19 protein-coding genes and 1 tRNA gene are annotated in these 26,288 nt (G+C 69.6%); 8 read left to right on the plus strand and 12 right to left on the minus strand.

Translation table 11 applies throughout. The annotated features are described in order from the left end of the window. Window positions 1–17: 17 nt before the first annotated feature. The 3 genes from AC3RKB_RS15555 to AC3RKB_RS15565 form a co-directional block, all read right to left on the minus strand. Window positions 18–2,726: an FIMAH domain-containing protein gene (locus AC3RKB_RS15555; protein ID WP_491437160.1), complete on the minus strand. Its 2,709-nt coding sequence runs from the start codon at window positions 2,724–2,726 to the stop codon at window positions 18–20. Window positions 2,727–4,158: 1,432 nt separating this feature from the next. Beyond that, window positions 4,159–5,139, minus strand: a complete 981-nt coding sequence (locus tag AC3RKB_RS15560) for an alpha/beta hydrolase (protein ID WP_491437161.1) — start codon at window positions 5,137–5,139, stop codon at window positions 4,159–4,161. Next, a complete protein-coding gene (locus AC3RKB_RS15565; RefSeq protein ID WP_491437162.1) occupies window positions 5,136–5,501 on the minus strand; it encodes an NAD(P)H-binding protein in 366 nt (121 codons plus the stop codon). The genes AC3RKB_RS15560 and AC3RKB_RS15565 overlap by 4 nt, the downstream gene beginning before the upstream one ends. A gap of 91 nt (window positions 5,502–5,592) precedes the next feature. On the opposite strand from AC3RKB_RS15565, the gene AC3RKB_RS15570 reads away from it, so the two are divergent. Further along, a complete protein-coding gene (locus tag AC3RKB_RS15570) occupies window positions 5,593–5,952 on the plus strand; it encodes a MerR family transcriptional regulator (protein WP_491437163.1) in 360 nt (119 codons plus the stop codon). A gap of 31 nt (window positions 5,953–5,983) precedes the next feature. Here AC3RKB_RS15570 and AC3RKB_RS15575 read toward each other — a convergent pair whose 3' ends face one another. Both AC3RKB_RS15575 and AC3RKB_RS15580 read right to left on the minus strand, forming a co-directional pair. Next, the gene (locus tag AC3RKB_RS15575) at window positions 5,984–7,087 is read right to left on the minus strand and encodes an ATP-grasp domain-containing protein (RefSeq protein WP_491437164.1); all 1,104 of its coding nucleotides are present in this window, start codon (window positions 7,085–7,087) and stop codon (window positions 5,984–5,986) included. Beyond that, window positions 6,979–8,160: a peptidase MATCAP family protein gene (locus AC3RKB_RS15580; RefSeq protein ID WP_491437165.1), complete on the minus strand. Its 1,182-nt coding sequence runs from the start codon at window positions 8,158–8,160 to the stop codon at window positions 6,979–6,981. Before AC3RKB_RS15580 ends, AC3RKB_RS15575 begins: the two co-directional genes overlap by 109 nt. A 426-nt stretch (window positions 8,161–8,586) precedes the next feature. Here AC3RKB_RS15580 and AC3RKB_RS15585 point away from each other — a divergent pair, with 426 nt between their 5' ends. Then, window positions 8,587–9,177, plus strand: a complete 591-nt coding sequence (locus AC3RKB_RS15585) for a DnaJ family domain-containing protein (protein ID WP_491437166.1) — start codon at window positions 8,587–8,589, stop codon at window positions 9,175–9,177. Window positions 9,178–9,341: 164 nt separating this feature from the next. Here the strand turns inward: AC3RKB_RS15585 and AC3RKB_RS15590 are convergent, their stop codons facing one another. Then, window positions 9,342–12,728 (minus strand): nSTAND1 domain-containing NTPase, encoded by a 3,387-nt coding sequence (locus tag AC3RKB_RS15590; RefSeq protein ID WP_491437167.1) that lies wholly within the window; start codon window positions 12,726–12,728, stop codon window positions 9,342–9,344. A gap of 235 nt (window positions 12,729–12,963) precedes the next feature. Here AC3RKB_RS15590 and AC3RKB_RS15595 point away from each other — a divergent pair, with 235 nt between their 5' ends. Further along, a complete protein-coding gene (locus AC3RKB_RS15595) occupies window positions 12,964–13,599 on the plus strand; it encodes a hypothetical protein (RefSeq protein ID WP_491437168.1) in 636 nt (211 codons plus the stop codon). A gap of 43 nt (window positions 13,600–13,642) precedes the next feature. Here the strand turns inward: AC3RKB_RS15595 and AC3RKB_RS15600 are convergent, their stop codons facing one another. Then, window positions 13,643–14,314 (minus strand): helix-turn-helix domain-containing protein, encoded by a 672-nt coding sequence (locus AC3RKB_RS15600; RefSeq protein WP_491437169.1) that lies wholly within the window; start codon window positions 14,312–14,314, stop codon window positions 13,643–13,645. Window positions 14,315–14,485: 171 nt separating this feature from the next. On the opposite strand from AC3RKB_RS15600, the gene AC3RKB_RS15605 reads away from it, so the two are divergent. Next, window positions 14,486–15,706 carry a globin domain-containing protein gene (locus tag AC3RKB_RS15605; protein ID WP_491437170.1) on the plus strand — a complete coding sequence of 407 codons (1,221 nt, stop codon included), beginning with the start codon at window positions 14,486–14,488 and terminating at the stop codon, window positions 15,704–15,706. 67 nt (window positions 15,707–15,773) lie between these two features. On the opposite strand, the gene AC3RKB_RS15610 is transcribed toward AC3RKB_RS15605, so the two are convergent. Continuing rightward, window positions 15,774–16,526 carry a DivIVA domain-containing protein gene (locus AC3RKB_RS15610; protein WP_491437171.1) on the minus strand — a complete coding sequence of 251 codons (753 nt, stop codon included), beginning with the start codon at window positions 16,524–16,526 and terminating at the stop codon, window positions 15,774–15,776. A gap of 10 nt (window positions 16,527–16,536) precedes the next feature. Continuing rightward, complete coding sequence (locus tag AC3RKB_RS15615) at window positions 16,537–17,730, minus strand: globin domain-containing protein (RefSeq protein WP_491437172.1); 1,194 nt, start codon at window positions 17,728–17,730, stop codon at window positions 16,537–16,539. Window positions 17,731–18,065: 335 nt separating this feature from the next. Between AC3RKB_RS15615 and AC3RKB_RS15620 the strand changes: the two genes are divergently transcribed. Beyond that, complete coding sequence (locus AC3RKB_RS15620; protein WP_491437173.1) at window positions 18,066–20,426, plus strand: transglycosylase domain-containing protein; 2,361 nt, start codon at window positions 18,066–18,068, stop codon at window positions 20,424–20,426. Window positions 20,427–20,507: 81 nt separating this feature from the next. Here the strand turns inward: AC3RKB_RS15620 and AC3RKB_RS15625 are convergent, their stop codons facing one another. The 3 genes from AC3RKB_RS15625 to AC3RKB_RS15635 all read right to left on the minus strand — a co-directional run bounded on the left by AC3RKB_RS15625 (window position 20,508) and on the right by AC3RKB_RS15635 (window position 23,740). Continuing rightward, on the minus strand, window positions 20,508–22,190 hold the full coding sequence (locus tag AC3RKB_RS15625) for a hypothetical protein (RefSeq protein ID WP_491437174.1): 1,683 nt from the start codon (window positions 22,188–22,190) through the stop codon (window positions 20,508–20,510). 293 nt (window positions 22,191–22,483) lie between these two features. Then, window positions 22,484–23,086, minus strand: coding sequence for a YdeI/OmpD-associated family protein (locus tag AC3RKB_RS15630; protein ID WP_491437175.1), 603 nt, complete (start codon window positions 23,084–23,086; stop codon window positions 22,484–22,486). Window positions 23,087–23,095: 9 nt separating this feature from the next. Then, window positions 23,096–23,740 (minus strand): MBL fold metallo-hydrolase, encoded by a 645-nt coding sequence (locus AC3RKB_RS15635; RefSeq protein WP_491437176.1) that lies wholly within the window; start codon window positions 23,738–23,740, stop codon window positions 23,096–23,098. Window positions 23,741–23,800: 60 nt separating this feature from the next. Between AC3RKB_RS15635 and AC3RKB_RS15640 the strand changes: the two genes are divergently transcribed. From AC3RKB_RS15640 to AC3RKB_RS15650, 3 genes are all read left to right on the plus strand, one after another. Next, on the plus strand, window positions 23,801–24,703 hold the full coding sequence (locus AC3RKB_RS15640; protein ID WP_491437177.1) for a diacylglycerol/lipid kinase family protein: 903 nt from the start codon (window positions 23,801–23,803) through the stop codon (window positions 24,701–24,703). A gap of 87 nt (window positions 24,704–24,790) precedes the next feature. Then, a tRNA-Glu gene (locus tag AC3RKB_RS15645) sits at window positions 24,791–24,866 on the plus strand. 239 nt (window positions 24,867–25,105) lie between these two features. Then, on the plus strand, window positions 25,106–26,170 hold the full coding sequence (locus tag AC3RKB_RS15650) for a TerC family protein (RefSeq protein WP_491437178.1): 1,065 nt from the start codon (window positions 25,106–25,108) through the stop codon (window positions 26,168–26,170). Window positions 26,171–26,288: the final 118 nt, after the last annotated feature.

Below are 26,288 nucleotides of genomic sequence, written 5' to 3' on the forward strand. Positions count from 1 at the left end.
GTTGGGTGAGCCCGTGTTCAGTTGCAGCCGAGCACGCCTTGGATGGCGTTGCTGTGGGCGTTCATCACAGCGGCCTGGGCCGCGGTGATGCCTTGGCCGGTCTTTGCGCGGACTTCGTTGTCGAACGCACCGAGCTTGCCGCACGCAGCCTGGGTGTGGCCGCGCCTGCAATCGCGTTCGGCACCTCTGAGCTTGGTGGTGAGGCTGTTCTCGAGTCCCTGCTGGAGGTTGAGCGTGGTGACGTAATCCGCGAGCGCGCCGAGATGCTCGCAGGCATCGGCCTGCAGCGCGGTGACGTCCCGCTGCGCGATGTTATTGTCGTTCGGGACGAGGCGCCAGTGCGCGATCGACCCGGTGATGGTGTCGGCGTTGCTGGAGTCGCCGGTGGCCGCTGCACTCGCCAGGAGCGAGACCTGGCCGGCTGCCGCAGGCGACCATGAGAACGGCCCGATCACGGTGTCGCCGCCCGACGCGATCGGTCCGCTGGCTGCCAGCTGAGCCGTCGTCGCGGGCATCCAGTCGGTCGGCCATTCGAGGCCGCCCGCCGTTTGGGCGGTGAACAGCTTGACAGTGGGGTCGACTGCCGTGCTAGTGCCACGGTTGTGGACACGGACGTAGCAATAGGACGGGAAGCCGGCGAGCGGGTCCTCGTGGCTGGTGCCGCTGTCGGGGAAGTGACGGTTCCAGATGTCCGCGGTCGCGGCGAACTTGGCGTCGGACAGGTGTGGCAGGTACGTGCCGGCGCGGCCGTCGTCGATATAGACATCCACGGCAGGCGGGGCGCCCGGGTCGGTTGTCGACGCGCCGACGGGCCGGAACAGTCCCTGCTGCTCGAACGACCACCGGATCACCTTGTGATACGCGCCGCCGTGCAGGCCCTCTGTCGTCCAGTCGAACGCGTCCGTCGCCATCAGCCGGTCACACCAGTCGTCCGGCGACGCGGGATTGGTCATCGGCGTGAGGTCACCGACGGCACGCAAGACAAGATAGGTGACCACCCGAGAGGCGAGACGGCGCCGATCGAGGTCGGCCGAGTCGCCCCCGATGGAGCGGTAGATCCGGAAGTGGCACGTGGCGAGAATCTGCTCACTGTCGTAGCCACCGTTGTCGTTCGGGCCACCCCAGCCCCAGTCGTCAGCGACGGCGCGGTTCATCCATCGAATCGGGCGGAACGGTTTGTAGCGGAAGCGCTCCACCATGCCGAGCTCGCGCAGCAGCGATTCCGGGTCGCTCTGCACCCCCGCCAACCCGTCGCCCGCGCTGTGGGAGAAGCCGAAGTTGGGCGAGTCGACGTGATCCCAGAGGATCCCGTGGCCGCCGATCTCGTGCCAGTGGACATACTTGTCGACTGCCCGGCCTAGCGGGTTCGCCAGGTCACCCAAGCTGGCAAGGCAATAGCCCACAAGTCCGATCCCGTCTCCCTGCGCGTCGCCGGCGCAGAAGGCGTTGATCTCGATCCCGTTGGGGTCGCCGGCGCTGGCCCGGTGATCAACGTGAACGGGGAACGTCGTCCCGTTGAAATAGCTGTTCCGGTCGAAGCCAAGGCTCACCACCGTCGCGAAGAAACCGCTCGCGTGATAGTAAGCGCTCACCGCCGCGAAATCGTCGGTCCGGGCGTGGTAGTCGAAATCAGTGCCCGTCGCCTCGGTCGGCGGAGCGATCGCTGGCGCGTCGTCGTCTGACACCATCACGTGGGCACCCACGAGTGACTGAACCCCCGCAACTGGCCCACCAAGGTGATCGAGGGGCACGTCGTCGCGGAGCGCATCCAACGTGCCATTCGGCTGATCGGCAGTGTTCGTGAGGTCGCCGGTCGACGTAATGGGATCGAGGGTGAACACCAGCCCATTGATCCCGGCAATCAGGGCCCGGAGCCAGAGCACCGTGTTCGTCTCCACCTCGATGAGCGCGCGCCAGTTCAGCATGTCGAGGCCGCCGTAGGGGAGCGTGAACACGACCTCGCTGACGAGGTAGTCGCCTCCGGGTTGGATCGTGTCCGGCACCGGCGGCAATGGGATGGTGAGTTCGACGTCGTCGGTCTCGAGGTCGACCTGCGTGCCCTCGTAGTCCGAAGGGGCCTTCGGCTGCCGCGCCGCCGGGTCATACCGGTAGACGTAGAACCGGCTCTGATTCACCCGGAGGCGAGACGCATCTGGGGTCGAACTGTCGTCCTCTCCCGCCTGCTCATCCGTGAGCCCGAGCGCGGCACGGACCAGGTCGTCGGACGAAGTCGGCGCCGCCTCGGCATCGGCATCATCGCTGCGCCGCTGAGCCACCTCGGACAGCTCACGGTGGCGGTCGACCGCCTCTGCCGAGGGCAGCTCCGCGCTGATATCGGCGATGCTCGTGCTCGTGCTCTCGACCACTTGGGCAGGGCGGTCGCCTTTCACGGTGACGGTGATGCCGGTCCGCCAGACCGGCACGCCCAGGTGCGTCTGTGCGAACGCGATGGTGGAGCTGTCGAACTGCCGCTTCTCCTCGACCAACCGGTAGGAGCTTCCCTCCTCATGCGGTTCGGTGTACGACACCGGTTCTTCTAGGTGGTCCAGCGAGGCGTCGGCCGTCTCCAGGCCGCCTATCCGTGCGCGGAGGTATTCGATGGCCGCGTTACGTGGACTTCCCTCGGTCGGGTGCCAGTGCTCATCGATGTGAAGGACATGACGGACCTTGCCCTCGTCATCAATCGCCACCTGCGCGTGCAGCTCTGGTTGGTGATGGATGTCCATGGCTCATACCTGCTTCCCCTGAGCAGTGATGGAAGCAGCGATGGACGCTGGCAACGCTACGGCCAGGCATTCTCAAGCCGGGCGCTGACCCGTTAGCCACTACGTCCCCAGTGTCCAGGCTAGATCGCCACTCTTCACGGCAGTCGCTACCCCGGGTCTACTCGCAATCTGGTTCGCGCGCAGTCCGCTCTTTGACGGACTGACCCAGAGTCGGTTCCGGTTTCAGTCGGCCGACCGTGGATGCTCGCTAACAGGAACCTGCTCGGAGAAGAACCGCCCGCAGGGGGCCACCTGCCGAATACGCTCCGCCATAGCGTGGACGGAGACCGACGATGGCGCAGGATCCCGCATGGACGCGCGATATCGACCGCTGGAGCGCGCGCGGCGGAGCGCGTCCGTAAGCCAGGCTGAACTCGATGCGGCTAAGTCGAGCACCACGGCGCGTCGCAGGGGCGGAACGCCAGAACGGCGATCAGCGTGCGCTTACAGCAGCGGCCATACCGGGGAATGACATTTCAGTTTCAATTGAAGATCCGGTGTCGGCAGTTGAGTCCGCAGTTGTCGACGACGCTCGCGAATGAAACGCAAGACGATTGGAAAAGTGAGGCGGACGACCCTCATCGACTGCTCGGAATCCTTCTCCCGGTGCGCCGCCTCAGCGATCGACAGTTGCCGGCGAGCACCGAGAGCACGATCCGCAGATTCTTCTCCGCCGGGATCGATGGAAGTCTACCTATGTTCAATTCTCTGATCTGGACTCAACAAACAGCCCTTCCACAAAGTCTGAAGTGCGACGGAGCCCACTCAGCCAGGCACCGGGCCACGAGGGATACGCGAAGACGGGACAGACCGCGGCCGCTGCCGGCGGGATACCAGCGAGATGACGTTGTCCCAGGAGACAGCGAGATCTTCGTACGCCCAGCCCCGCCCGACCGCATTGATCTCGCCGCCGGACTCTGTTGCCTCGCAGACCGCCGTCACCAGTGAGGAACGGTCGTAGGGCTTCCAATATGCGCGGATCGTGCGCTCAACTCTCCCGCTGTAGTTCGTCTAACGTCCCGGTGCTCGAGGTTGCCAGCGTAAGAGCCAAGCCCACAATCCATGTCGACCTTCCGATCGCCCGCCAGTCGCCACAGCACAGTGATGAGCATTAGTCTGCCCCTGCCAGGTTAGTTGTCACGCGACTGGGATGAACCGCCGCAGTTTCGACACTTGACTAAGAAAGTCACCACGGAGTCCGCGCCCGCCCGTGTGGTGTCGCCGGTACCGCAGCAGGCGCCTGCGTCTGGATCGGCGCGCGGGGCGGAGGTCGCTGTAGTCGGGAACAGCGCAGTGCCCGGCGAGTGCATGGAAGATCTCGCTTGCTACGGCCCGTTTCAGGGCACGGAACACTGCTGTCGTCGTCCATCCTTTCGCGATGCGGGCGTCGAGTTCACCCGTCCCACGTCGGGGCATGCGCTGACCGCACTCGGGCCGGCCGCCCGTGCGGCCAGAGTGCGGGGCGAAGCGCATCTGCGATCGCCTGGTGGAATTGCCGGGTGATTCCGGCGCGGCGGAAGATGGCGTCGAAGGCGTGGAACGCGCCGGGCACTTCGAGGACGTCGACGGCCACGCCCGCGTCGCGGAGGCGGGCGGCATAGGCGAGGTCTTCGTCGTGGAACAGGTCGAGGGTTCCGACTCCGATCCACGCCGGTGGCAGCCCGGTGAGGTCGGTGCGGCGTGCGGGAACCAAGTAGGGCGCGACGGTGGCACTGCCCGCGGGTGCGCGGAGATAGGACTCCCAGCCGAAACGGTTGCTGGAAGGGGGCCAGATGCGCAGGTGCCGGGTGTCGATGTCGGTGCGCAGCGCCGTCCGGTCGTCGAGCATCGGATATTCGAGCACCTGGAACACGGGTTCGGGTGCGTGAGCGTCGTGGAGTCGCTGGGTGAGCGCTGCGGCCAGACCGCCTCCGGCGCTTGCGCCACCGATGGCGACCCGGTGCGCATCGATGCCGAACTCGCCGGCTCGCCTGTGAATCTCGTGCCAGCCGCTGTAGAGGTCGTCGAGTGCGGCGGGGGCGGGATGCTCTGGCGCGAGCCGGTAGGAGGCGGCGATGACGACGATGCCGAGACGGCTGGCAAGGCCGGCGCTGAACGCGTCGTCCTGTTGCGGAGTACCCATCACGAGCCCACCGCCGTGAATCCAGAAGAAGGCAGGCGCCGATCCGGGTGCAGCGTCCGGCCTGTAGACGCGGTATGGAAGTTCGCCCGCCGCTGTCTGCACGAGCACTGTCGAGACGTCGACATCCGGCGGTGGGGTCATGGCGCGCGGCGGCCTGCGGAACAGGCGCAGAGTGCGACGAGAGACACCGCCGCGAGGAATCCAACGTGCCGCGCGCAAGTCAGGGTGGAACGGTTCCGGCTTGGTCATCATGCGCCGACCCCCTCAAGCGACACGGCATCCCGCCGGTAGCTGCCGTGTCGAACGTCGTCGAGGAGCGAACCGCGGGACGGTGCCCAATCGAACGTCCATCCAGCGAGCTCCGCCTCCGCGGCCTGGTCGGACGTTGTGCCGTCGAACGCCGCATGCACCACGGCATCCACCCTCTCCGCCGCTGCTCGCAGCCCATCGGTGTCCGTCAGCGAACCGGTCACAGCGGTCGCGCCGGCGTGAGCAAGCTGCTCCGCACCGGCCGCTGTCCTGGACAGCGCTTCGACCGCGTGCCCTTCGGCGAGAAGCCGCTCAAGGAGTACCGAGCCCACATAGCCTGTACCACCCGTGAGGAAGATCCTCATTTCCATCCCATCTACGCGGGCACCGTGCCCGCGCAGGATCGACGGTAAACTCTCACGCCAACGTCAAGGTCAACCCGAGATCGAGGACACCATGAGGATCGGCGAGTTGAGCAACCAGACCGGTGCGAGTGCGCGCGCCATCCGCTACTACGAACAGACCGGCCTCCTGACGTCCCAGCGACAGGCGAACGGGTACCGCGAGTTCGACGATTCCGCCATCCAGACGGTCACCACGATCCGCACCCTGTTCGACCTCGGCTTCCCCTCCGAACTCGTCGCCCGCGTGCTTCCCTGCACCGGAGAAGCAGGCCCCATCGCTGACGAATGCGGCGCACTGATGCAGCGGGTCGCCGAGATACGGGACGAGATGGATACCAAGGCCCGCCGCCTCGACGCCACCCGCGATCAACTCACCCATTTCCTCAACACCGGGAATGGGTCTGCCCGATGAACGGTGTTTCTGGGCCGGCGGTCGGGACGGCTCAGGATCCCGGGTTCGCGCGGCGCTCGAGGGCTTCGATGACGGTCTCGGCGATGTCGATGTCGTAGAGCCGCTCGACGCTCTGGAACCCGCCGGGGCTCTCCGCGTTGATCTCCACCACCTTGCTGCCGATCACGTCGATGCCCACGAGGAACATGCCGTCGGCGACGAGCTTGTCGCCGATCGCCTCGATGATGCCGAGCTCGGCCTCACCGACCTCGAGGGGCACGGACCGACCGCCGGCGCTGATGTTGGCGCGCGGGTCGTTGCCGGTGGGCACGCGTCGGAAGGCGGCCACTCTGCCGTCGCGCTCGAGGAGGCGCCCCTCCAGCAGGAAGATCCGGGCGTCGCCGTCCCTGGCTCCGTCGATGAACTCCTGGATGATCGCGTAGCCGTCCTGCAGGACCGCCTCAGTCATCTGGGCGAGGTTGGTCTCTTCCGGGCCCTCGATCATGAAGACGTTGCGGCCCTTGGCCCCGTACAGCGGCTTGAGGACGCAGTGGCCGACCTCATCGACGAACCGCTCGATCGCCTCCGGATGCCGTGTCACCAGCGACCGAGGTCGGACCTTCTCGGGGAACTCCTCGAGGTAGAGCTTGCTGGTCGCCCGATGAAGGGTGTTCGGGTCGTTGACCACCGTCACGCCTCGGTCCGCGAGCATGCGTCCGAAGACGATGCCCATCGGGCTGGCCCACGGGCGCTCCTGCAGGTCGTCGATCGACTCGTTGCGCAGGACGAGCGCATCGAGGTCGTCCATGACGATCCGTTCGGCGTCGCGCGCCTTGATGCGCTCCATGAAGCTCGCGAGGGTGTCGTCGCTCTTCCACCTCGCGGCGCGAGCCCTGGCCGCGAACAGGCCGTCGCTGCTGCCGAACTCGAGGTCCCCGACGCCGACATACCAGGTCTGGTGCCCGCGCCTGGCCGCGGCCCTGGCGAGTCGGGTGGTCGCGTATTCGTCGATCTCGGTCTCGACGTCGTTGACCAGGAATGCGAGCCTTATGCCGCCACTCCTCCCTCGTAGAGATCGGTGACCGTCGCGCCCTCGCGCAGCCGCGCCAGGCGCTCCTGTGCGCCGGGCACGTCCAGCCAGCGTGGCCGAACCCATGGCGGATGGAGCACCTCGCGGTCGAGCAGGTCCTGCACCAGGGGGATGTGGTCCAACGCCAGCTTGCCGACGAGCAGGACGTCGAGGCGGCTGCCCTCGGCGAGGGCGTCGAGGATCCGCGTGATTCCACGCAAGTAGATCGCGTCCTTCACCGAACCGCCCCCGACGACGACCCGGATGGCGATCGACCACGCAGTCCGTGCCGGTATGCGGTGGTCGGCCCGCAGCGACTCGAAGATGTCCCGGAAGCCGGCGCCGTCGAGCATCTTGCCGACCGCGACCACTCGCGCCGCGAGCACGCGCAACCGCCGCGGGTCCAACCCGCCCGTCAGGTACTCGGCGAGCACGGCGAGGCCCTCCTGGGTCTCGTCGTAGCCGGGCAGGCCGATGGTCAGCAACGTCAGTGGTTGCCGGGCGCCGTTCTGGTACGTGACCACGTGGGTGCCGACCTCGTGGTGCAGCAACGGCTCGACCCGGTCGGCACGGAAGGCGGCAGACTCCGGGATGAGCAGGCGGCCGAAGGAGACCATCAGCTCGGAGATGTCGTCCCGTACCTCGACGCGGACCGGGAAGTCCGGGTACACGGCGCGGTAGCGCTCGAACTCCGCACGGGCCGCGTCGGCGAACGCCCCGGCCGTGACGGTCTGAGTGCTGGGCGCCTGCCAAGGGATCGTCTCGAGCAGCTCCTCCGCGGCCGCCGCCAGCGGAGCGGCCACCGTTCCGTAGAGCTGGAGTGACCCGTACAGGAACCGTGAAGTATCGCGGTCCTCCAACGCGGTGATCTGCCGGGCGATCTCGTCCCGCTTCGCCCGGAAGAGCGTGTGCAGCGCCGGGTCGTCCACGTTCTCGATCTCGAGGTCGTACAGGTCACGCTGGGCCAGGTCCGGGTCGAAGTCCAACGGCCGCAACCGCAATGTGGGAGTCGTGCCGAAGTCACCGCGTTCGAAGTCCGCCCACGCCTCCGCCGCGTTGAGTGGCGTGACGTTGACGAGCAGGTTCACGCGGCGCTCGATCTCGGTGAGCCGGGCGTCGATCGCGAGTGCGGGCGCCAGCTGCTCCGTCGGCGATGACATGGCCCGAACATACCCATGGGTCGTAGGCCGAACTCAACCCCTTGCGCCGTCCGCGCCTTCTTCGTACCGGACGCGGCTCGCGCCGCGTCGTTGAAACAGCGTGCGAGGGAGAGCACGCCGGACCGGCTCAGGAAGCTGAACGTCGTGATCGACGAGACCTGCCGCGTCGGCGGCGCGCGGAACGATTGGACCGACTGGCGCGGGCCTACGGGTCCTAGCGGGGTCCATCCGCGTCACACGGCGGTGCACTCGGCACGGGCCTGAGGTCGGACGAAGCGATCCGCGCCGCGGCATTCTCGAAACGCGAAGAGGAGCGCCGCGGCGGGTCCACTCACGTCGCCGAGCCCACTCGTTCCGGAGCCCGCCCGCCGATGCCCGGCGACGTATCGTGGAAGACGGATGCCCGTCGCCGCGAGGAGGTCGAGGATGAGCGAGGATCCCCAGCGCGCGGCGTGGCAGTATCGGCACGACCGTCTCGCCCGTGAGGAGGCGCTCGCCCGCGGCGAGGAACCCGACGCAGCCGAGATCCCGCCCGATGCAGCCCGCTGGTCCACGGCGGCCGAGCGGGCGGCGTACGTCGAGAACGTGATCCAGCAGGCCATCCGGCGCGGCGAGTTCGACGACCTCCCCGGCGCGGGAAAGCCGCTCGAGGGGCTGACGGGTCGGTACGACGCGGATTGGTGGATCCGTCGCAAGATCGAGCGCGAGCAGCTGACCGGACTGGGGCCGCCAGCGCTCACCCTGCGCGTCGAGCACGCCGAGTTCGAGGCGCGACTGGACCGGATGCAGCGCGAATCCGAGGTCCGCGAGGCGGTCGAGGACTTCAACCGGCGCGTGATCGAGGCGCGCCGACAGCTGCTGGGCGGGCCGCCCGTCGTGACACCGACCCGGGATGTCGACGGCGAGGTCCGTGCATGGCGTGAGCGCCGCGACGATCGACGGCGCGGGGCCGAGGAAGCGCGAGAGCGTCCGGATGCGCAGACGTCCCGCTCCCGGTGGTGGCGGCGCCGAGGGTGAGAAGCGATCGGCGGCCCGCGGTCAGGTCGACGACCGGATCACCGGGACCCGCTCGCCACGGGGTCCCGGTACACCGCTGGTCGGGCGCTCTGTGCGTGATACCGGCGTTCCTCGCCGGCGTGGTCGGCTCCTCGCGCCCGGCCGACGGTCATGCGCGGCCGAGCTCACTCTCTGCATGCCGGAGCGTACGGCCGGGCGCCCAACAGTTCCGCCCACTCCTGCACGGTGAGTACTCGCCCCGCTACCCGGCACGCTCGTTCCTCCCAGACCGCGGGTTCGGCGACGACCACCTGCGTGCTGCCGTCGAAGCGTTCGACCGCGACGGTGCGTTCGGTGAACTCATTGAACGCGCCCAGCCGTACGAGCCGTTCGATGCGGAAATCCGCCGACCAGTCGCCCAGGTCCCAGGTGATGATCGCGCCATCCGCTCCGGCAGTCACCAGCTCGCCGGTGGGCCCGAACTCGACTGCGGTGACCGCACCGTCATGTTCGCGGAGCATCTCCACGATGTCGCCCGTGTCGGTCTCAGCCACCACGATGGCAGTGCCGGCGGCGATGGCGAGCTGGACACCGTCCGGACTGAAGTCGGCTGCGGTGGGAAGGAACGCCAGCGGGACGGGGACGGATGTCGAGGTGGACGTGTCGATGATCCGCACCGCGAGCAGGCCATCTCGGACCGCGATCCGTCGGCCGTCCGGGCTGGCGGCGAGAAGCCCGTCGCCGCCGAATCGACCGAGCTCCCTGCCCGAGGAAGTCTCGAACACGACGGTCGGTCCGAAGCCGCTGACGTAGAGCCGCGATCCATCCGGAGAGAACTTCACCGCACCGAGACGCTCGCCGAGCACGGACGGGGTGCTCGGATCGGAACTCCTCACGTCCAGATCGAGGAGTATCGGGGCGGTCAGGTCCTGAGCGCCGACACGCCAGATGGCGACGTCCGGCGACGAATCGGACCACGGTGTCGTCGCGACCGCCGCGAACAGGGATCCGTCGACCGAGTACTCGACGTCGATCGCCGATCCGACCATGCCCTCATACGTCGTCAACCCGGACCGACCCGAGTTCGCGATGTCGAGCATTCCCAATCGCGGGCGACCGCATTGGGTACCGGCGCAGGCGATCTCGCTGAATGCGACGGCGCCCGAGAGCGGTTCGACCGCCGCGGTCAGCACCGTCGCGGCGAACGGCGAGTACTCACCGACCTGTGATCGCCGGCCGAGATCGAACAGCCGCAGATCCTCGTCGCCGTCGATCACCGAGGCCAGCGTCCCGTCCTCCCCGAGCGACATGCTCACGACTCCCACTCCAGCGTCCGGGATGCGAACGACGCTCGTGGCGCGGGGGGCGCGCGAGTAGACGCGCACGAGGTTCACCCGCGTTTCGGAACTGTCCCAGAGCTGGATGGCCTCGACGGCCAGCAGCAGCGCTCGATCGAGGTCCGGCTCCTCGAGCGCGAGCGCTGCGACCCGGCGAGCCTCCGCAACCGTCGCGCGCTCGTCTGCGAGGTTCGCCTGGAAGCCCGCGACGAGACCGGATGCGACCGCGACGATCGCCAGACCGACAGCGCCGGCGGACACCCAAGTGAGTCGGCGCACCATGCGTCGCTCCTTGTGCAGCTGATCCTGGGCGGCCGCGAGCCCTGCTGTCTCATGCGCGGCGGAGGCCTCGAGGAAGTCCCGCTCGATCGCCGTGAGTGCCGGCCCCACCGCGTCCCGCCAGTGCTGGGACGCGGTCAGTCGGGCACCGCGATAGAGCTCACTCTCCGGTCGTCCCATCGCATCCCAAGCGCTGGCCGAAGCCGCCAGGTGCCGCATGATGCGCTGGCCCTCCACGTCGTCGGCGAGCCATTCCTTGAGCCGTGGCCACTCTCGCGCGAGCGCCTCGTGGGAGAGCTGCACCGAGTCCGCATCGGTCGTGAGGAGGCGTGCATCGACCAGCCGATCGATGATCTCCGCATGGGCATCGTCGATCGCGACGCGGGAGCGTTCCACGCGGCGAGCGACGACGGCGCCGTCGGCGGAGGCTTCCACGAGCCGAAGGAGGATGTCGCGCAGTCGGCGGGCGCCGTCGGCCGGGAGGGTGGCGAACACCTCTTCCGCGGTCTTCGCGACGGCACCGTCGATCTCACCGGATTCCCGGTAGCCGTCGACGGTCATGACGCGCCCCTCACGACGCGACCACACCTGACGCAGGGCGTGAGAGAGCAATGGGAGCGTTCGGCCGTCGGCGTCGCGCACGAGGATCTCGACGAGGCCCGGTTCCAGAATGAGCCCCGCCTGCTCCGCGGGCTTCTCGATCACGGCGCGGAGTCCGTCTTGCCCGAGCGCGGTGAGCATGAGCAGGTGCGATTGGATGAGTCCTGGGAAGCCTTCATGCTCTGCGAGGTCTCCGAGACGGTCGGCGCGGATCGCGATGATGATCGTGCAGCGCGAGACCGCCTGCGAGAGGACGGAGAAGAATTCCCGGGTTTCGACGGGATCTCCGGCGGCGAGCGCCTGCTCGCATTGGTCGACGATGAGGAGCGACTCCCCGGCCACGAGATCGAGATCCCGAAGCGCGTCGATGGGATGCTCGCCCGGTGTCACGATCGTGACCTTCCTGCCCTGCGCGATGAAGTGGGCACCGATGCCGGCACTCACGAACGAGGACTTGCCGACTCCGGAGGAGCCCGCGACGAGCAGCACGCCGTGCTCCTCGAGCGCCGCCAGCGCCTCGGACGTTTCCCTCTCGCGGCCGAAGTACCGTTCGGCATCCCCGACGCCCGCGGGCGGCAGGCCGAAGTACGGGCACTCACGGCTCGCGGCGCGGAATGTCCGATCGGACAGGAGGGCGGGATCTTGTCGCAGGATCGCCTGCTCCAGTTCGGCAAGTTCCACGCACGGGTCCAGTCCGAGCTCGGAAGCGAGGAGGCCCCGCGCCGTGCGCACGGTCTCGATCGCCTCGGCTTGTCGACCTTGGCGATACTGCGCCAAGCTCAGGACCACCCAGCGCCGCTCCCGCAACGGCGCCTCAGCAACGCGGGCGCGCGCCATTGCGGCAACCTCGCGAACCTCGCCCGACTGGAGCCGCGCGTCCAGGATCTGGTCCTCGACCCCGAGACGCATCTCCGCGAGACGACCCGACGCGATCCGCGCAGGGTGCCAATCGAGCAGGTCGACGAAGGCCTCGCCTCGCCACAGGGCGAGCGCTTCCGAGAACGTGTGTGCCGCGCGCTCGGGCTCACCGAGCTCGAGCTGCTGCGTTCCGCGCCTGACGAGCTCCTCGAACCGCTCGGCATCGACCTCCACGGACTTCTCGTCCAATCGGTAGCCGAGGGGAGTCGTCTCGATCTGAACGGGGGCGACGAGCCGACGCAATCGCATGATGCATCCCTGAACGACCTTCGGCCACGAAGCCGGCAGTTCGTCACCCCAGAGCGCTGCCGCGATGGACTCGGCCGGCAGTGGTTCACCCAGTCGGACCGTGAGCGCACCCATCACCGCACGATCACGCGGAGCCAGCGAAATCCGACCGTCGTCGAGTGTCAGCGTTCCGAGAACGCGCACCTCCATGACGCCACTGTCACCCCGACGCGGAGATCCGTCAAGACGCCTGGTACCGCACTGATACCGATTCGACCCGCGTCGGTACCCTGTTGATACCAGTGCGTCCTTCACTGAGCGAGCAGTCATCCGCTGCAGGTATCGAACGAAAGGACGTGACATGTGGACCTCTACTCGCGGTTCCCACCGCAGCTCCGCCGCGCACGCGCGTCGGGCGGGTCTCGTCGTCGTCGTGCTGGCGTGCATGGGCCTGTCGGCCTGTACCGCCGCCTCGGCGCCGCCCCCCGTATCGAGCGCTGCGGCTCCGGTGGTCGCACCGCTGCCCGACAGCGGCGAGCTCGACGCCGGCACCTACCTCGTCACCGGGTTCACGGTGCCCTTCGAGATCACCGTCCCGGATGGCTGGCAGTCGTTCGGCTGGGGAGTCCTGAAGGAGGAAGCGGGTGAATGGGCCGTTTTCGTCAATTTTCTCAGGCCGCTCTACGTGCCACCGGACGGCTGCACGTGGGAGGGCACGCTCGTCGAGATCGAACCGACCCCTGGAGCCTTCGTCGAGGCGATGGCGGCGCAGACTTCGACGGTGACCACGCCCGCCGTCGAGGTCACGATGGGCGACTTCTCCGGGCTCGAGTTCGACTACGCCGTCGAGAGCGGCGTGGACTTCACCGAGTGCGATCATGAGCGCCTCTGCCTCCACTCGGACATTCCCCAATGCGGCCGAGTGTACGAGCACGAGACCGAGCGGGAGACTGAGCGCGTCCTCGACGTGAACGGAGAGCTCGCACTGATCGCGGTGGGCGAATTCAGGCCGGTCGATCCCGACCTGACCGCTGAGGCGCGAGCGGTCTTCGATTCGATCGTGTTCGATACCGACGGGTGACCGGTGGAACTGCGCCACACCATGGAGGAGGGCTCGGGCGACGTCACCCCGACCCTCGGGCGGTGATGGCGAGCGTGGAGCCGGTGGGAGCAGGTGCGCCGGAATCGACGCCCGGTTCCCGTCGTTCCAGCGCGATCCGGCACCGGTGCGGGGAGACGAATGGATCGAGTCGATGAAGCGCGAGCGGCCCGTCGACCTGGCGCAGCACATCGCGAACGAGACCGGCGTGCATGGCGCACACGTTCGTTCGATCGGCGTCGATGAGGTCGTGGAAACGGCATGGCGTCAGGTCGATCGTCAGGGCTTCTTCGTCGATGACGGGTTCGAGGCCGACGTCATCGAGGTGTTCGTAGAGCACGTCGAGCTGTGCGTCGGCGTCGTCGTCGGCGTCGGGGACTCCGGTCGCCGAGCGCAGGAGCGTGCCGCGACGTCGTGCGGCAGCGACGCGTTCGCGCGCGGCGCTGTTCGACGCCGCGTCTCGCACCGGATGGAAGACCAGTGGCGGACGCCCGCGCCCGCCGGTCGGCCGAGGCTCGCCGCGGATGAGGCCCTCGACTTCGAGCACGCGCAGGTGATCGCGGGCGGTGTTCACCGGCATCGCGCATTCGTCTGCCAGCTCGTTCGCGCGGCGGCCCGGCTCACGCTGGATGGCGCGAAGGAGCCGCATGCGACTCGGCTGCGAGAGGCCGCGGAAATCTCCGACACGACGAGGCACATGGCGATCCTAGGCGAGGACGACCGGCAGGTGCCGAGGGGTCGATCCAGCACAGGCGCCTGCCCGACCCGAGGTCGACCGCGGCGATTTTCTCCGGTGCAACGGACTGGCGCGTCGGGTGACCGCGGCGCCAGACTCGAAGCGACGCGTCCGCGAACGGAAAGGAACACCATGCAGCTCTCAGAGGAGTCTGAAGCGATCGTCCGCGCCACCGCCGGGGTCGTCGCCGAGCACGCCGAGGCGATCACCCGTGAGTTCTACCCGGCGATGTTCGCCGCGCACCCGGAACTCCTGCGGGTCTTCAACCGAGCGAACCAGGCGATCGGCGAGCAGCCGAAGGCGCTTGCGGCCTCCGTCGTCGCGTTCGCGGTGCACCTGATCGATCCCGACGCACCCGACTTCACCCCGGTGATGCAGCGCATCGCGCACAAGCACGTGTCGCTCGGCATCAAGGCGCGGGACTACACGATCGTCGGAAAGTACCTGCTGGAGGCCGTCGGCACCGTCCTCGGCGACGCGGTCACCCCGGAGGTGCACAACGCCTGGGATGAGGTGTACTGGCTGTTCGGCGTCTCACTCGTCGCCGAGGAGGCCAAGCTCTACGCACTCGGTGGCACGGATCCCGAGCAGCCGTGGCGGCGGTATCGGGTCGTCGAACGGTTCGAGGAGGCCGACGACGTCTTCTCGCTGCTCATGGTTCCCGTCGACGGCGTGGTGCCCTCGCACCACACGGGGCAGTACGTCGCGATCGCGGTCGACCTTCCCGATGGATCCCGCCAGCCGCGCCAGTACACGATCTCGTCGGGCCCGCGCGGTGACTCGCTGCGCGTGACGATCAAGCGGGTGCGCGGCGTGGACGGGGCCCCCGACGGCCAGGTGTCGAACTGGCTCTACGAGAACGCGCAGCCCGGAGCCATCCTGGACGTCTCGCAGCCGGCGGGCGACGTCCTGCTCGACGAATCCGATGCCCCGCTCGTGCTCGTCTCGGCCGGCATCGGCATCACCCCGGTCGCCGCGATCCTCGAGGACCTCTCGCGTCGCCAGCCGCAGCGGACGGTGCGCCTGTTCCACGCCGACCGCAGCCACGACACGCACGCGCTCTACTCGTCACTCCGTCGCCAGGTGCTCGCGATGAGCGATGCCAAGGCGCAGAACTGGTACGAGGAGGCTGCGTCGGAGGCACCGACACTGCACCCCGCGCACTCGGGCTTCATGGATCTGAGCGCCGTCGAGTTGCCCAGCAACGCGACCGTCTTCATGTGCGGCCCGCTGCCGTTCATGCGGAGCATGCGCGAGACCCTCATCCATCGCGGCATCCCGAGCGAGCGGATCAACTACGAGGTGTTCGGCCCGGATCTCTGGGCGCAGAACCCGCCCACCGTCGCCGCGTGAATCCGGGCCGGGATGGCGTCGAGCACCGCGAGGCGGAGCTCGACGCCATCCCGGCCGGAAGCGCCGATCAGCCCGACTGCCCGCCGGGCGGGGTCGATGTCGAGGGCGTCCGGTCCGACTGATCGCCGTCGGAGCTCGCCGTCGAGGGCGTCCAGTCCGGTTCGCCGGTGGGGCCCTCGTCGGAGTCCGCTTGCGCGCCGGCCTGCGGCGCGGGTTCGCCTGTGGGCTGGGGGAGGTTGCCGAGGCGGTCGACCTGCTCGGTGAGGGCGTCCAGCACCGATCGCAACTGGATCTGCGCGACCTGGGCGTAGGTTCGCACGTACTCGATCTCGGGCACGGGCGGACCAGGCTGCGCCGGCATCGTCGCGGTCGCCTGGCTGGCACTGCTCTCGGCGCGCTCCAGGATCTCGCGATACTGGTTGCGAGCGGTCAGCACCAGGTCACGGGCGTACTGCTCGGCGTCGGCGACCGCCTTGTCGGCGATCAGCTGGGCCTGCGTGAGCAGGCCGACCGCACCTGCCGTGATCTCGTCCTCGGACTCGGGGCCCGATGTGCCGACCTTGGCGTTCTCGGCCCGGAGTGCGGAGAGCTCGTCTCGGACCCGCGACGCGGCGGTCTGGATCTCGCCGATGGCCTGCGAGAGCCGACCCATGAACGTGTCGATCTCGAGTCGGTCGTATGCGCCGCCCCGCATCTTCATCGTGAAGTCCACCGTGCGGGGGTCGGGCAGGCGGCTCACCGCGTCGGCCAGCGCATCCTCAGGTGCGGTGCCGCCGGGCGTGTCGGCAACGTGGTCGGGGGCGGTCCCGTTCTGCTCCATGCGTGGTCCCCTATTCGCTCTGCGGCAGCCCAGACTGCTGCGATTCATGGGTGTGGTGGTGCAGGTCGTGACTGTCCTCGTCGAGGGTCGCGAACTGCTCGAAGCGGACGTCCGTGTGCGCGATCCCGCCGGCCCGGAGACGGGAGACCGTGTGCCGCACCATCTCGGGTGAACCGCAGACGAGCGCGAGCAGCCCGTGCAACGGCCCGCCCTCGGCGGCGGCATCGCCGACCAGGCCCTTCCGGCCGGGGTAGCTGGGGTCGTCGGAGACCACCGGAGTGTAGGTGAACCACGGCCGGCCCGAGAGGTTCTGGAGCAGCCGATGCTCGTACAGGTTCCACGGCAACCGCGCCCCGTGGAACAGCCGGACCCGGGGAGCCCGGCCGGTCGACTGCCACTCCTGGTCGATCCGCTCCAAATGGGATCGAAGCGGAGCCAGGCCGGTGCCGCCGGCGACCATGATCAGGTCGCGATGCCGCTCCTCCTCGTTCAAGGTCAGCTCCTGACCCACGGGGGCACCGAGCCGGATCGTCTCGCCGACCTGGAGGGAGCGGACGATCGTGCTGCTGACCTGACCGCCGGCGACCATCTGGACGTGGAACTCGATCGTGCCATCGGCCCGCGGCGCGTTGGCCGGGCTGAGGTAGCGCCACAGCCGCGGCCGGGCCGGCACTTCCACGGCAATGGACTGGCCCGGAAGGAAGGGCAGCTCGGGCTGCGGGCGTACCTGGAGGACGGCGATCTCCATCCCTCGCCGCTCCACGGCGATCACCTCGCCGGCCCACGATGCCGGACTGGTCTCCTCGGATGCCTCAGCCGCCTGGACCATGACCGTGGCGATGATGCCGTAGGCCTCGGCCCAGTCCGCCGCGACCTCGTCCGTCCAACGCTCGCCCAGGAAGTGCTTCAGCGTCGCGAGCAGGGACGCGCCGACCGCGTTGTAGTGCGCCGCCACGACCTCGAAGCGCCGGTGATCGCGACCGAGCTGCTGGATGAAGTCGACCACCTCGTCGAGCTCGTCGACGCTCGACACGATCCGGCCGAGCGCACCGACGAGCCGATCGCGCTGCGTCGCCATCGACACCGGGAACATGCTCCGCAACTCCGGGTGGGACAGGAACAGGTGCGAATAGAAGAACAGGGGCACCTCGTCGCCGAGGCTCTGTGCGAGCGCCCACGTCTCCTTCAGTGCGGCGGTGTTCACGGCGTCACCCGCCCCGCCGCACCGTGGTCATTGCGCGCGTGGAGATCCGGCTGCGCGGCACGACTGGCATCCATGAGGTTCATCCAATCACTGGCAGCGCAGGGATCAAACCTCAATCGCCGAGTCCGGCCACGAGGGCCCGGGGTCTCGTCGCCGACGACGCGGTCGGAGGTCGCCGTGGGGACTTCCACGCGCTGCGCGCCGTTCCCGCGGCGGGCCGGGGACCGGCTGGACAACGGCCCGTCGCTGATGTTGCATGGAGTGCGAGGGACACGGGCCGAACCCCTCCGATCAGGTGCCGAGGGGGCGGATCGCAGGTTGGTCGGAGGTGGTCGATGGAGCCCCAGTTCCGGAACAAGCGCAGTCGCGACTTCCAGGAGACGCGGACGCCCGTGGGCGTCGTCGGCGGGCTCGTCGGCCTCGTCGCCGCGAGCGCGGCGGCGGCCACCCTGTTGACCGTCGCGATCACCCCGGCGATCGCCGCCGTCGGCGTCGCGACCTCCAGCACGATCTCGATGTTCGAGAACCTGCCCAGCTACCTCGAGATCGGCGAGCTCTCCGAGAAGAGCAACATCTACGCGACGCGTTCCGACGGCTCGGTCGTGCTGCTGGCGTCGTTCTACGACCAGAACCGCGTCGAGGTCGGCTGGGACCAGATCAACCAGTACGTCAAGGACGCGGCCATCGCCGGCGAGGATCCGCGGTTCTACGAGCACAGCGGGGTCGACCTGCAGGGCACCGTCCGCGCCGCGGCGACCACGGCGACCGGCCGTGAGACGCAGGGCGGTTCGTCGATCGCCCAGCAGTACGTGAAGAACGTTCGGGTGCAGGAGTGCGAGCGCGACGCGACGAGCATCGAGGAGCGCGACGGCTGCTACGACGCGGTGACCGAGACCACCATCGACCGCAAGCTGAAGGAGATGCGGCTCGCGATCGGCATCGAGAAGCGCTACACGAAGAGCGAGATCCTGCTCGGCTACCTCAACATCGCCGGCTTCGGCGGAACCGTGTACGGCATCGAGGCGGCGGCGAACTACTACTACAACACGTCGGCGGCGAACCTGACGCTGCCGCAGGCGGCCTCGCTCATGGCGATCGTCAACAACCCGGGCAAGTTCCGGCTCGACCAGCCGAACAGCGAGTCGAACGGCGCGGCGAACGGCTATGCCGCGAACACCGGCCGGCGCGACTACATCCTGCGCAGCATGCTCGAGGAGCGGAAGATCACGCAGGAGGAGTTCGATGCGGCGATCGCCACGCCCGTGCAGCCGGTGATCACCGAACCCAGCACCGGATGCCAGACCGCGGCCGGCAGCGCGTACTTCTGCGACTACGTCAAGAACATCCTGCAGAACGACCCGATCTTCGGCGAGGACGAGGCGACCCGGCTGCTGAACTTCCGCCGGGGCGGGTACGACGTGTACACGACGCTCGATCTCGACCTGCAGAACACCGCGGAGAACGCGATCGCCCGGCACGTGCCGCAGACCTTCCCCGGATGGGACGTGGGCGGCGTGATCTCGAGCGTCGAGGTCGGCACGGGGCGCGTGCTCGCGATGGCGCAGAACCGCACCTACAGCCAGGACCCGGCCGTGCTCGCGCAGGGTCCGCAGTTCACGAGCATCAACTACAACACCGACTTCGACTACGGCGGCTCCCGCGGATTCCAGCCCGGATCGTCGTACAAGGTCTTCACCCTTGCCGAATGGCTGAGCTCGGGGCGCGGACTCGGCGACCGCGCGGACTCCAGCCCGAAGAGCAACTGGGGCGTCTTCCAGGACAGCTGCCTCGGACCGCACTTCGCCGGCAACTGGAATCCGCGGAACGACGCGAACGAGTCGGGCGGCAACTACAGTGCGATGGAGTCCACGATCGGCTCGATCAACACCGGCTTCATCGGCATGGCCAAGCAGCTCGACCTCTGCAACATCCGCAAGCGCGCCGAGGCGTTCGGCGTGCACCGCGCCGACGGGAACCCGCTCGTGCAGGGGCCCTCGTCGGTGATCGGCACGAACGAGGTCGCGCCGCTCAGCATGGCGGTCGCGTTCGCCGGCATCGCCAACAACGGGCTGGCCTGCACTCCGGTCGCGATCGACCGGATCGTGGGCCGCGACGGCGAGGACGTCACGCCGCCGAAGACGACCTGTACGCAGGCGGTGAGCCCCGAGGTCGCCGCGGCGATGCACACGGCGCTCGGCGCGGTCATGACCAGCGGAACCGCACAGGCGTCCAACGCCGCCACCGTGCCGCGCGTGCCGCTCATCGGCAAGACCGGCACCACCGACGGCGCCAAGGACACCTGGATGGTCGGCGCGAGCTCCAGGGTCGCGACAGCGGTCGCGGTCGTCAGCGTGAACGGCGAGGCCAATCAGCGCGGGCTGCGCTTCCAGACGGGCCAAGCGGCGACAGCACGTCACCGGATGTGGCCCGAGGTGATGTCGGTCGCCGCGGCCAAGTACGGCGGGGCCGCCTTCACCCAGGCCGGCATGGGGCCGGTGAGCGGGCCGGGCGCCACGCCCGACGGCAGCGGGGCTGACGACGGCGATCAGGGCGTCGACCAGTCGCCGCCGGCCGACGTCGGCCCGGCCGAGCCTCCGCAGGATGCGGGCACCGGCACCGATGGCGGGGCGACCGACGGCGGCGGACCGGGCAACGGCAACGGGAACGGGAACGGGAACGGCGGACCCGGCGGCTGACCCGGTTCGATGACCGACTCGGATGGCGCGCCGCTCTGGTGAGCGACGCGCCATCGCGTCGTCGGCGTCGAGCGGCGGCGCTCAGGCGGTCGCCGTCGCGACCCGGCTGTGCCGGACGCGGTGCGCCGCCCACGCGGCCAGCGCAGCGAGGACGAGCGCGCCGAAGACGAGCATCCACGGCAGCAGTGCGCCGGGGGAGACGCCCTGCGCTCCCGCAGCCAGTTCCGCGGAGCCTGCGGCGAGCTGCCCGTTGCCGTCGCTGAGGTCGGCGGCGCCGTCCGAGAGCTCGGTCGCGCCGGAGGCCAGGACGATGCTGCCGTCGGCCAGCGTCTGCGTGCCCACCGCCAGGTCGGAGGATCCCGCGGCGAGCTCGTCGAGCCCGTCGGAGAGGCCGCGAGCACCGGCGGAGAGCGTCCCGGTGCCGATCGCGAGCTCGTCGGCCCCGGACGAGAGCCGCTCCGCGCCGGACGAGAGCCGCTCGGCGCCGGCCGCCAGCTCGGCCGAGCCGCTCGCGAGCTTCTGCGTGCCGGCGACGAGCTCGTCGACCTTCACGTCGAGCGTGGACGTCCCGCCGCGCAGGTTCGCGGCGCCGCTGCTGACCTCCGCCGCTCCCGCGGCGACGGATGCCGCGCCGTCCGCGACGCGCTTCGTGCCGGCCGCGAGCTCGGCCGTGCCCGAGGCGAGCCGCCCCGAACCGGCGGCGGCGTCGGCCGCACCCGCCGAGAGCGTCCCGGCGCCCCCGTGCACGATCGCGGCGCCCTCGCGGGCGGCGCGGACGCCCGGAGCCAGCACGGCGAGGCCGGCCCGCGTGGCCTCCGCGCCCGCGGCGACCGTGGTCGACCCGGCGGAGACCGCCCCGGCGGCGGTCGAGAGCCCGGTCGCGGAATCGCGGAGCGCCGCGGCCTGGGCGACCAGCTCGGCGTTCGCACCCGACGCCACCAGGGCGGCGTGGAACGCGCCGAGCCCGTCGGCGAGCTTCGTGCTCCCCGCGGCGACGCTCGATGCGCCGTCGCGCACGCCGACGGCGCCCGCGGCGAGCGGACCCGCACCGGCGGCGAGCGCCGCGGCGCCCGCGTCGGCCTGCACGAGGCCGCCGGCGAGCGCGGCCGCGCCGGCCTCGAGCGTCGCCGCGCCGTCGGCGAGCGTGCGCACGCCCGCATCGAGGGATGCCGCGCCGCCCGCGACCGTGCCGGCCGCCTCGCTCGCGGCCCCGGCGCCACCGGCGACCGTGCCGGCCCCCGCCGACGTGCGCGCCGCGCCGTCGGCGAGCCGCGCCGCGCCGTCGTCGGCCCGGCTGATGCCGTCGGCGAGCGCCGCCGAGCCGTTCGCGGCGCGGCTCGCCCCCGCGGAGACGTCGCTCGCGCCCGTGGCGCTGCGGCCGGCTCCGTCGGCCAGGTCGCTCGCGCCGGCGGCAGCCTTCGCCGCGCCGTCCTGGGCCTTCGCCGCACCCGCCTCGACCCGGGCCGCACCGGCGGCCGCCGAGGCGGCACCTGCGGCGACGTCGTCCGCACCCTCGGCCGCGGTCGCGGCTCCGTCGCTGAGGTCGCCGGCACCGCCGGCGAGGGTCTCGGCGCCGTCGGCGAGCTCGGCGGAGCCGGCGCCGGCGAGTCCGGCGCCGTCCGAGAGGCTCTTCGCCCCGGCCGAGATCGTGCTGGTCGTGAGGAGGAAGAACGCCGCGAGGGCGATGAGCCCGATCGTGACGGCGATGGCGGTGATCCGCACGCCGACGCCGTGCCGGTGCGTGCTGGGGTCGATGCTCGTCATTGAGTCTCCTGTGGTCCGGGCACGCCGAAGGAACCCGGGTCGGGGGGTGCAGGACGACGGCGCCGACGGGTGCGGGAGGCGCCGCCACTCGAGGCAAGCCGGGGCGGATGGCCGAGACATCCGGCCCTCGGCGCCCCGTCGCGCCGGAAAGTGGCATGAATCTGACGGAGCGCCTGTGGACTCGTCAACGGATGGGGGAGAAGTTCGGCGGATTCCACCAAGCGTCGTGAGGATGGGTCGGTGGCGCCTTGTGGTTCATCGACAGCGGATGCCGCGGCATCCGCTCGATCGGATCAGCCCTCGCCGGGGCGCGGCCTCGGCTCGTTCGCACGGATGCCCTCGGCGGCGAGACGCGCGGTCTCCTCGATGCGCCTGGCACGGGTCTCGGGGCGCTTGGCCTGCCGGATCCACCAGAGGCTCATCTGCCGGGAGGACGGCGGGAACGCCTCCCACGTCGCGCGCGAACCCGGGTGGCGATCGAACGCCGCGCCGAGGTCGTCGGGCACCACGAGCGCCTCGACGTCGTCGAGGAGGCTCCAGCTGCCGTCCGCGATCGCACGCGCGATCGCGGCCTCGCCGGCCGGAGCCATCCGGCCCTCGGCCCGGAGCCGCTCGACGCGCGCCTTGTTCGAGCGAGCCCACCCGCTCCCGCGCTTCCTCGGCGCGAAGTACTGCATGCGGTGGTCGTCGTCGAGCCGGCGCGTGGTCGCGTCGATCCAGCCGAAGGCGAGCGCCTCGAGCACCTGGTCCTCGTACGCGAACGGCCGCCCGCCAGGCTCGGGGGAGCGACGCGTGACGACCCAGACGCCGCTCGCCGCGTCGTGGTTCGCCTCGAGCCACGCGCGCCACTCGGCGGCATTCGCGGGCCGGATGCGCGGCGCGTCGTCGAGCGACATCCGTCGGACCTACACGTCGAACGAGTCGCCCGGTTCAAGCGGCAGGTACTCGCCGCCGCCCTGCTCGGTCGCCCAGCCCAGGCGCGCGTTCGACAGGTCCTTGCCGGCGCGCGAGAGTACCATCTCGTGCGTCGGGAAGGCCCGCTTCGGCTTGACGGCCATGACGTAGTCCATCGACTCGGCGATCTTCATCCACGGCGCGCCCGCCGGCGCCGCGAGCACGTCGACCGCGACGCCCTCGGGCAGGGCGAACGAGTCGCCGGCGTAGTACAGGGCGTCGTTGACGAGCACGCCGACATTGTCGATCACGGGGATCGAGGAGTGGATCACCGCGTGCCGACCGCCGAAGAACCGCAGCCGGAAGGGGCCGATCTCGAGCTCGTCGCCCGGCGCCACGCGCTCGACGTCGATGCCGGCCTCGGCGGCCGCGGCGGCCATGCCCTCGGGGCCGAAGAAGCGCACCCCGGGACTGCGGTCGCGGATCCGGCCCAGCTGCTCCGGCGTCCAGTGGTCGTCGTGCTGGTGCGTCACGACCACCGCGAGCGCGCCCGCGGCCTCGGTGATCGGGGTCGTGAACTTGCCGGGATCGATGAACAGCCGGTCGCCGGAGTGCTCTACGACGAGGGCGGCGTGCTCGAGCTTCGTGACGCGCATGCTCAGAGCCAACACCGTGTCCGCGGGCTGCGCAACGGGGTTGCCTGCCACAATCGCAGCATGACGCGTGGCCCCCGCCGACTCCTCCTCGCGGTGAACCCGTACGCCTCGTTCGGGCGCAACCGCTGGGTCGGGCCGGCGGTCGCCGAGCGGCTCGTCACCGAGGGGTACGAGGTCGCGCTGGTGCGCGAGGCGAACTTCGAGCTGCTCCGACGCGAGACCCAATCGGCCTTCGAGCAGGGCACCGACGGGCTCGTGGTCGTCGGCGGCGATGGCATGGTCTCGCTCGGGGTGAACATCCTCGCGCGCACGGGGATCCCGCTCGGGGTCGTCGCCGCCGGGACGGGCAACGACCTCGCGCGCGCCCTCGGCCTGCCGCACGAGAATCCGCAGGCCGCGATCGACGCGCTCGTCGAGGCCCTCCGCCGCCCGCCGCAGGTCATCGACCTCGGGCTCGCGCACCACGGCGAGCTCGACACGTGGTTCGCGTGCGTGCTGTCGGCCGGGTTCGACGCAGTGGTCAACGAGCGGGCGAACCGGATGGTGCGACCGCGCGGTCCGAGCCGGTACACGCTCGCCCTCATCCGCGAGCTCGCCACGTTCCGACCGCGCCGGTACGCGATCACGCTCGACGGGTCGCGGCGCGAGCAGTCGGCCATGCTCGTCTCCATCGCGAACACGCCCTCGCTCGGCGGCGGCATGCGCATCGTGCCGCACGCCGACCTGTCCGACGGCGTGCTCGACGTGTTCATCGTGCACCCGCTCTCCCGGATCGGGCTGCTCGCGGTGTTCCCGCGCGTGTTCGCGGGCGAGCACGTCGACCACCCCGCGGTCGAGTTCGCGCAGGCGCGCCGCGTCCGCATCGAGGCCGACGACATCGTCGCGTATGCCGACGGCGAGCGGATCGGGGCGCTTCCCGTCGAGGTCGAGGTGGTGCCGGGAGCGCTCGCCGTGTTCGCGTGACGCGGCGCGACGTGCGAACGCGCGCCCGGTTCGGCTCGATTTGGAATGCGCCGGATCCCTATGCCATACTCGAACACGTTGCAACGAGGCCCCATCGTTTAGCGGCCTAGGACGCCGCCCTCTCACGGCGGTAGCGCGGGTTCAAATCCCGCTGGGGTCACCAACCGACTGAAACGCCCTCGGCACCTGTGTGCCGGGGGCGTTCGTCGTTTTCCCCGCGACGCGGATCGCCCGCTAGACTCGTCCGAGCGAAGGGGAGTATCCCGCCGGGGTTCGCGCCTCGGGCCACGATCGTCAGTACGAGCGCCGTCGATGCCGCTCCGGTCGTGGCGGCGCACGCACGTGCAGCCGGGAGAGACTTTCGGACTCCGTCATCCCTGCCCACCGTCCGAAAGGCACCCTGTGACCGCACTCCCCGTCTGGTTCGAGGTCGGCTCGCTCGTCGTGCTGACGCTCATCCTCGTCGCCGACCTGCTCCTCGTGATCAAGCGACCGCACGTGCCCTCGTTCCGCGAATCCACCCTCTGGGTGGTCTTCTACATCGTGCTCGCGCTCATCTTCGCGGGCCTGATGTTCGTGATCGGCGACGCCGAGCACGGTGCGCAGTTCCTCGCCGGATGGCTCACCGAGTACAGCTTGTCGATCGACAACCTGTTCGTGTTCGTCATCATCATGGCCAGGTTCGCGGTGCCGAGGAAGTACCAGCAGGAGGTGCTCATGGTGGGCATCATCCTCGCGCTCGTCCTGCGCGGGATCTTCATCCTGCTCGGCGCGCAGCTCATCGCGAACTTCAGCTGGATCTTCTACATCTTCGGCGTCTTCCTGCTCTACACGGCCGCGCAGCAGGCGTTCGGGAACCACGAGGACGACGGCGCCGACTCGGCCCTCATCCGCACGCTGCGCCGGCGCCTGCCCATCACCAACGACTACGACGGCATCAAGCTGCGCACCGTCATCGACGGCAAGCGCTTCTTCACGCCGATGCTCATCGTGTTCGTCGCGATCGGCACGACCGACCTGATCTTCGCGCTCGACTCGATCCCGGCGATCTTCGGCATCACCGAGAGCCCGTTCATCGTGTTCACGGCCAACGTGTTCGCGCTCATGGGCCTCCGCCAGCTCTACTTCCTGCTCGGCGGCCTGCTCGAGCGGCTCGAGTACCTCAAGTACGGCATCGCGTTCATCCTCGCCTTCATCGGCGTGAAGCTCGTGCTGCACGCCATGCACGAGAACGAGCTGCCGTTCATCAACGGCGGTGAGCACATCGAGTGGGCTCCCGACATCTCCACGTGGACCTCGCTTGCGGTGATCATCGGCGCGATGGCGGTCGCGACCGTGGCGAGCCTGGTGAAGGCCAACCTCGACGCACGCCGCCGCGGCCACACGCTCGGCGAGGAGATCCCGCACTTCACCGAGGAGGGCGACCGCGCCGAGCGCGCGGAGGACGAGACCTCGGCCAAGCGCTGAACTCCTCCACAGGCGCGCCGTTCGCGAACGCGCCGTCGCTCCGCGCTTGCTAGCGTGGAGCGACTGCGCCTCGGCGACGACCCGACCCGTTCAGAGAGGACCCGATCTCGTGACGTCT

This window comes from Agromyces capsici (genome assembly GCF_058349965.1).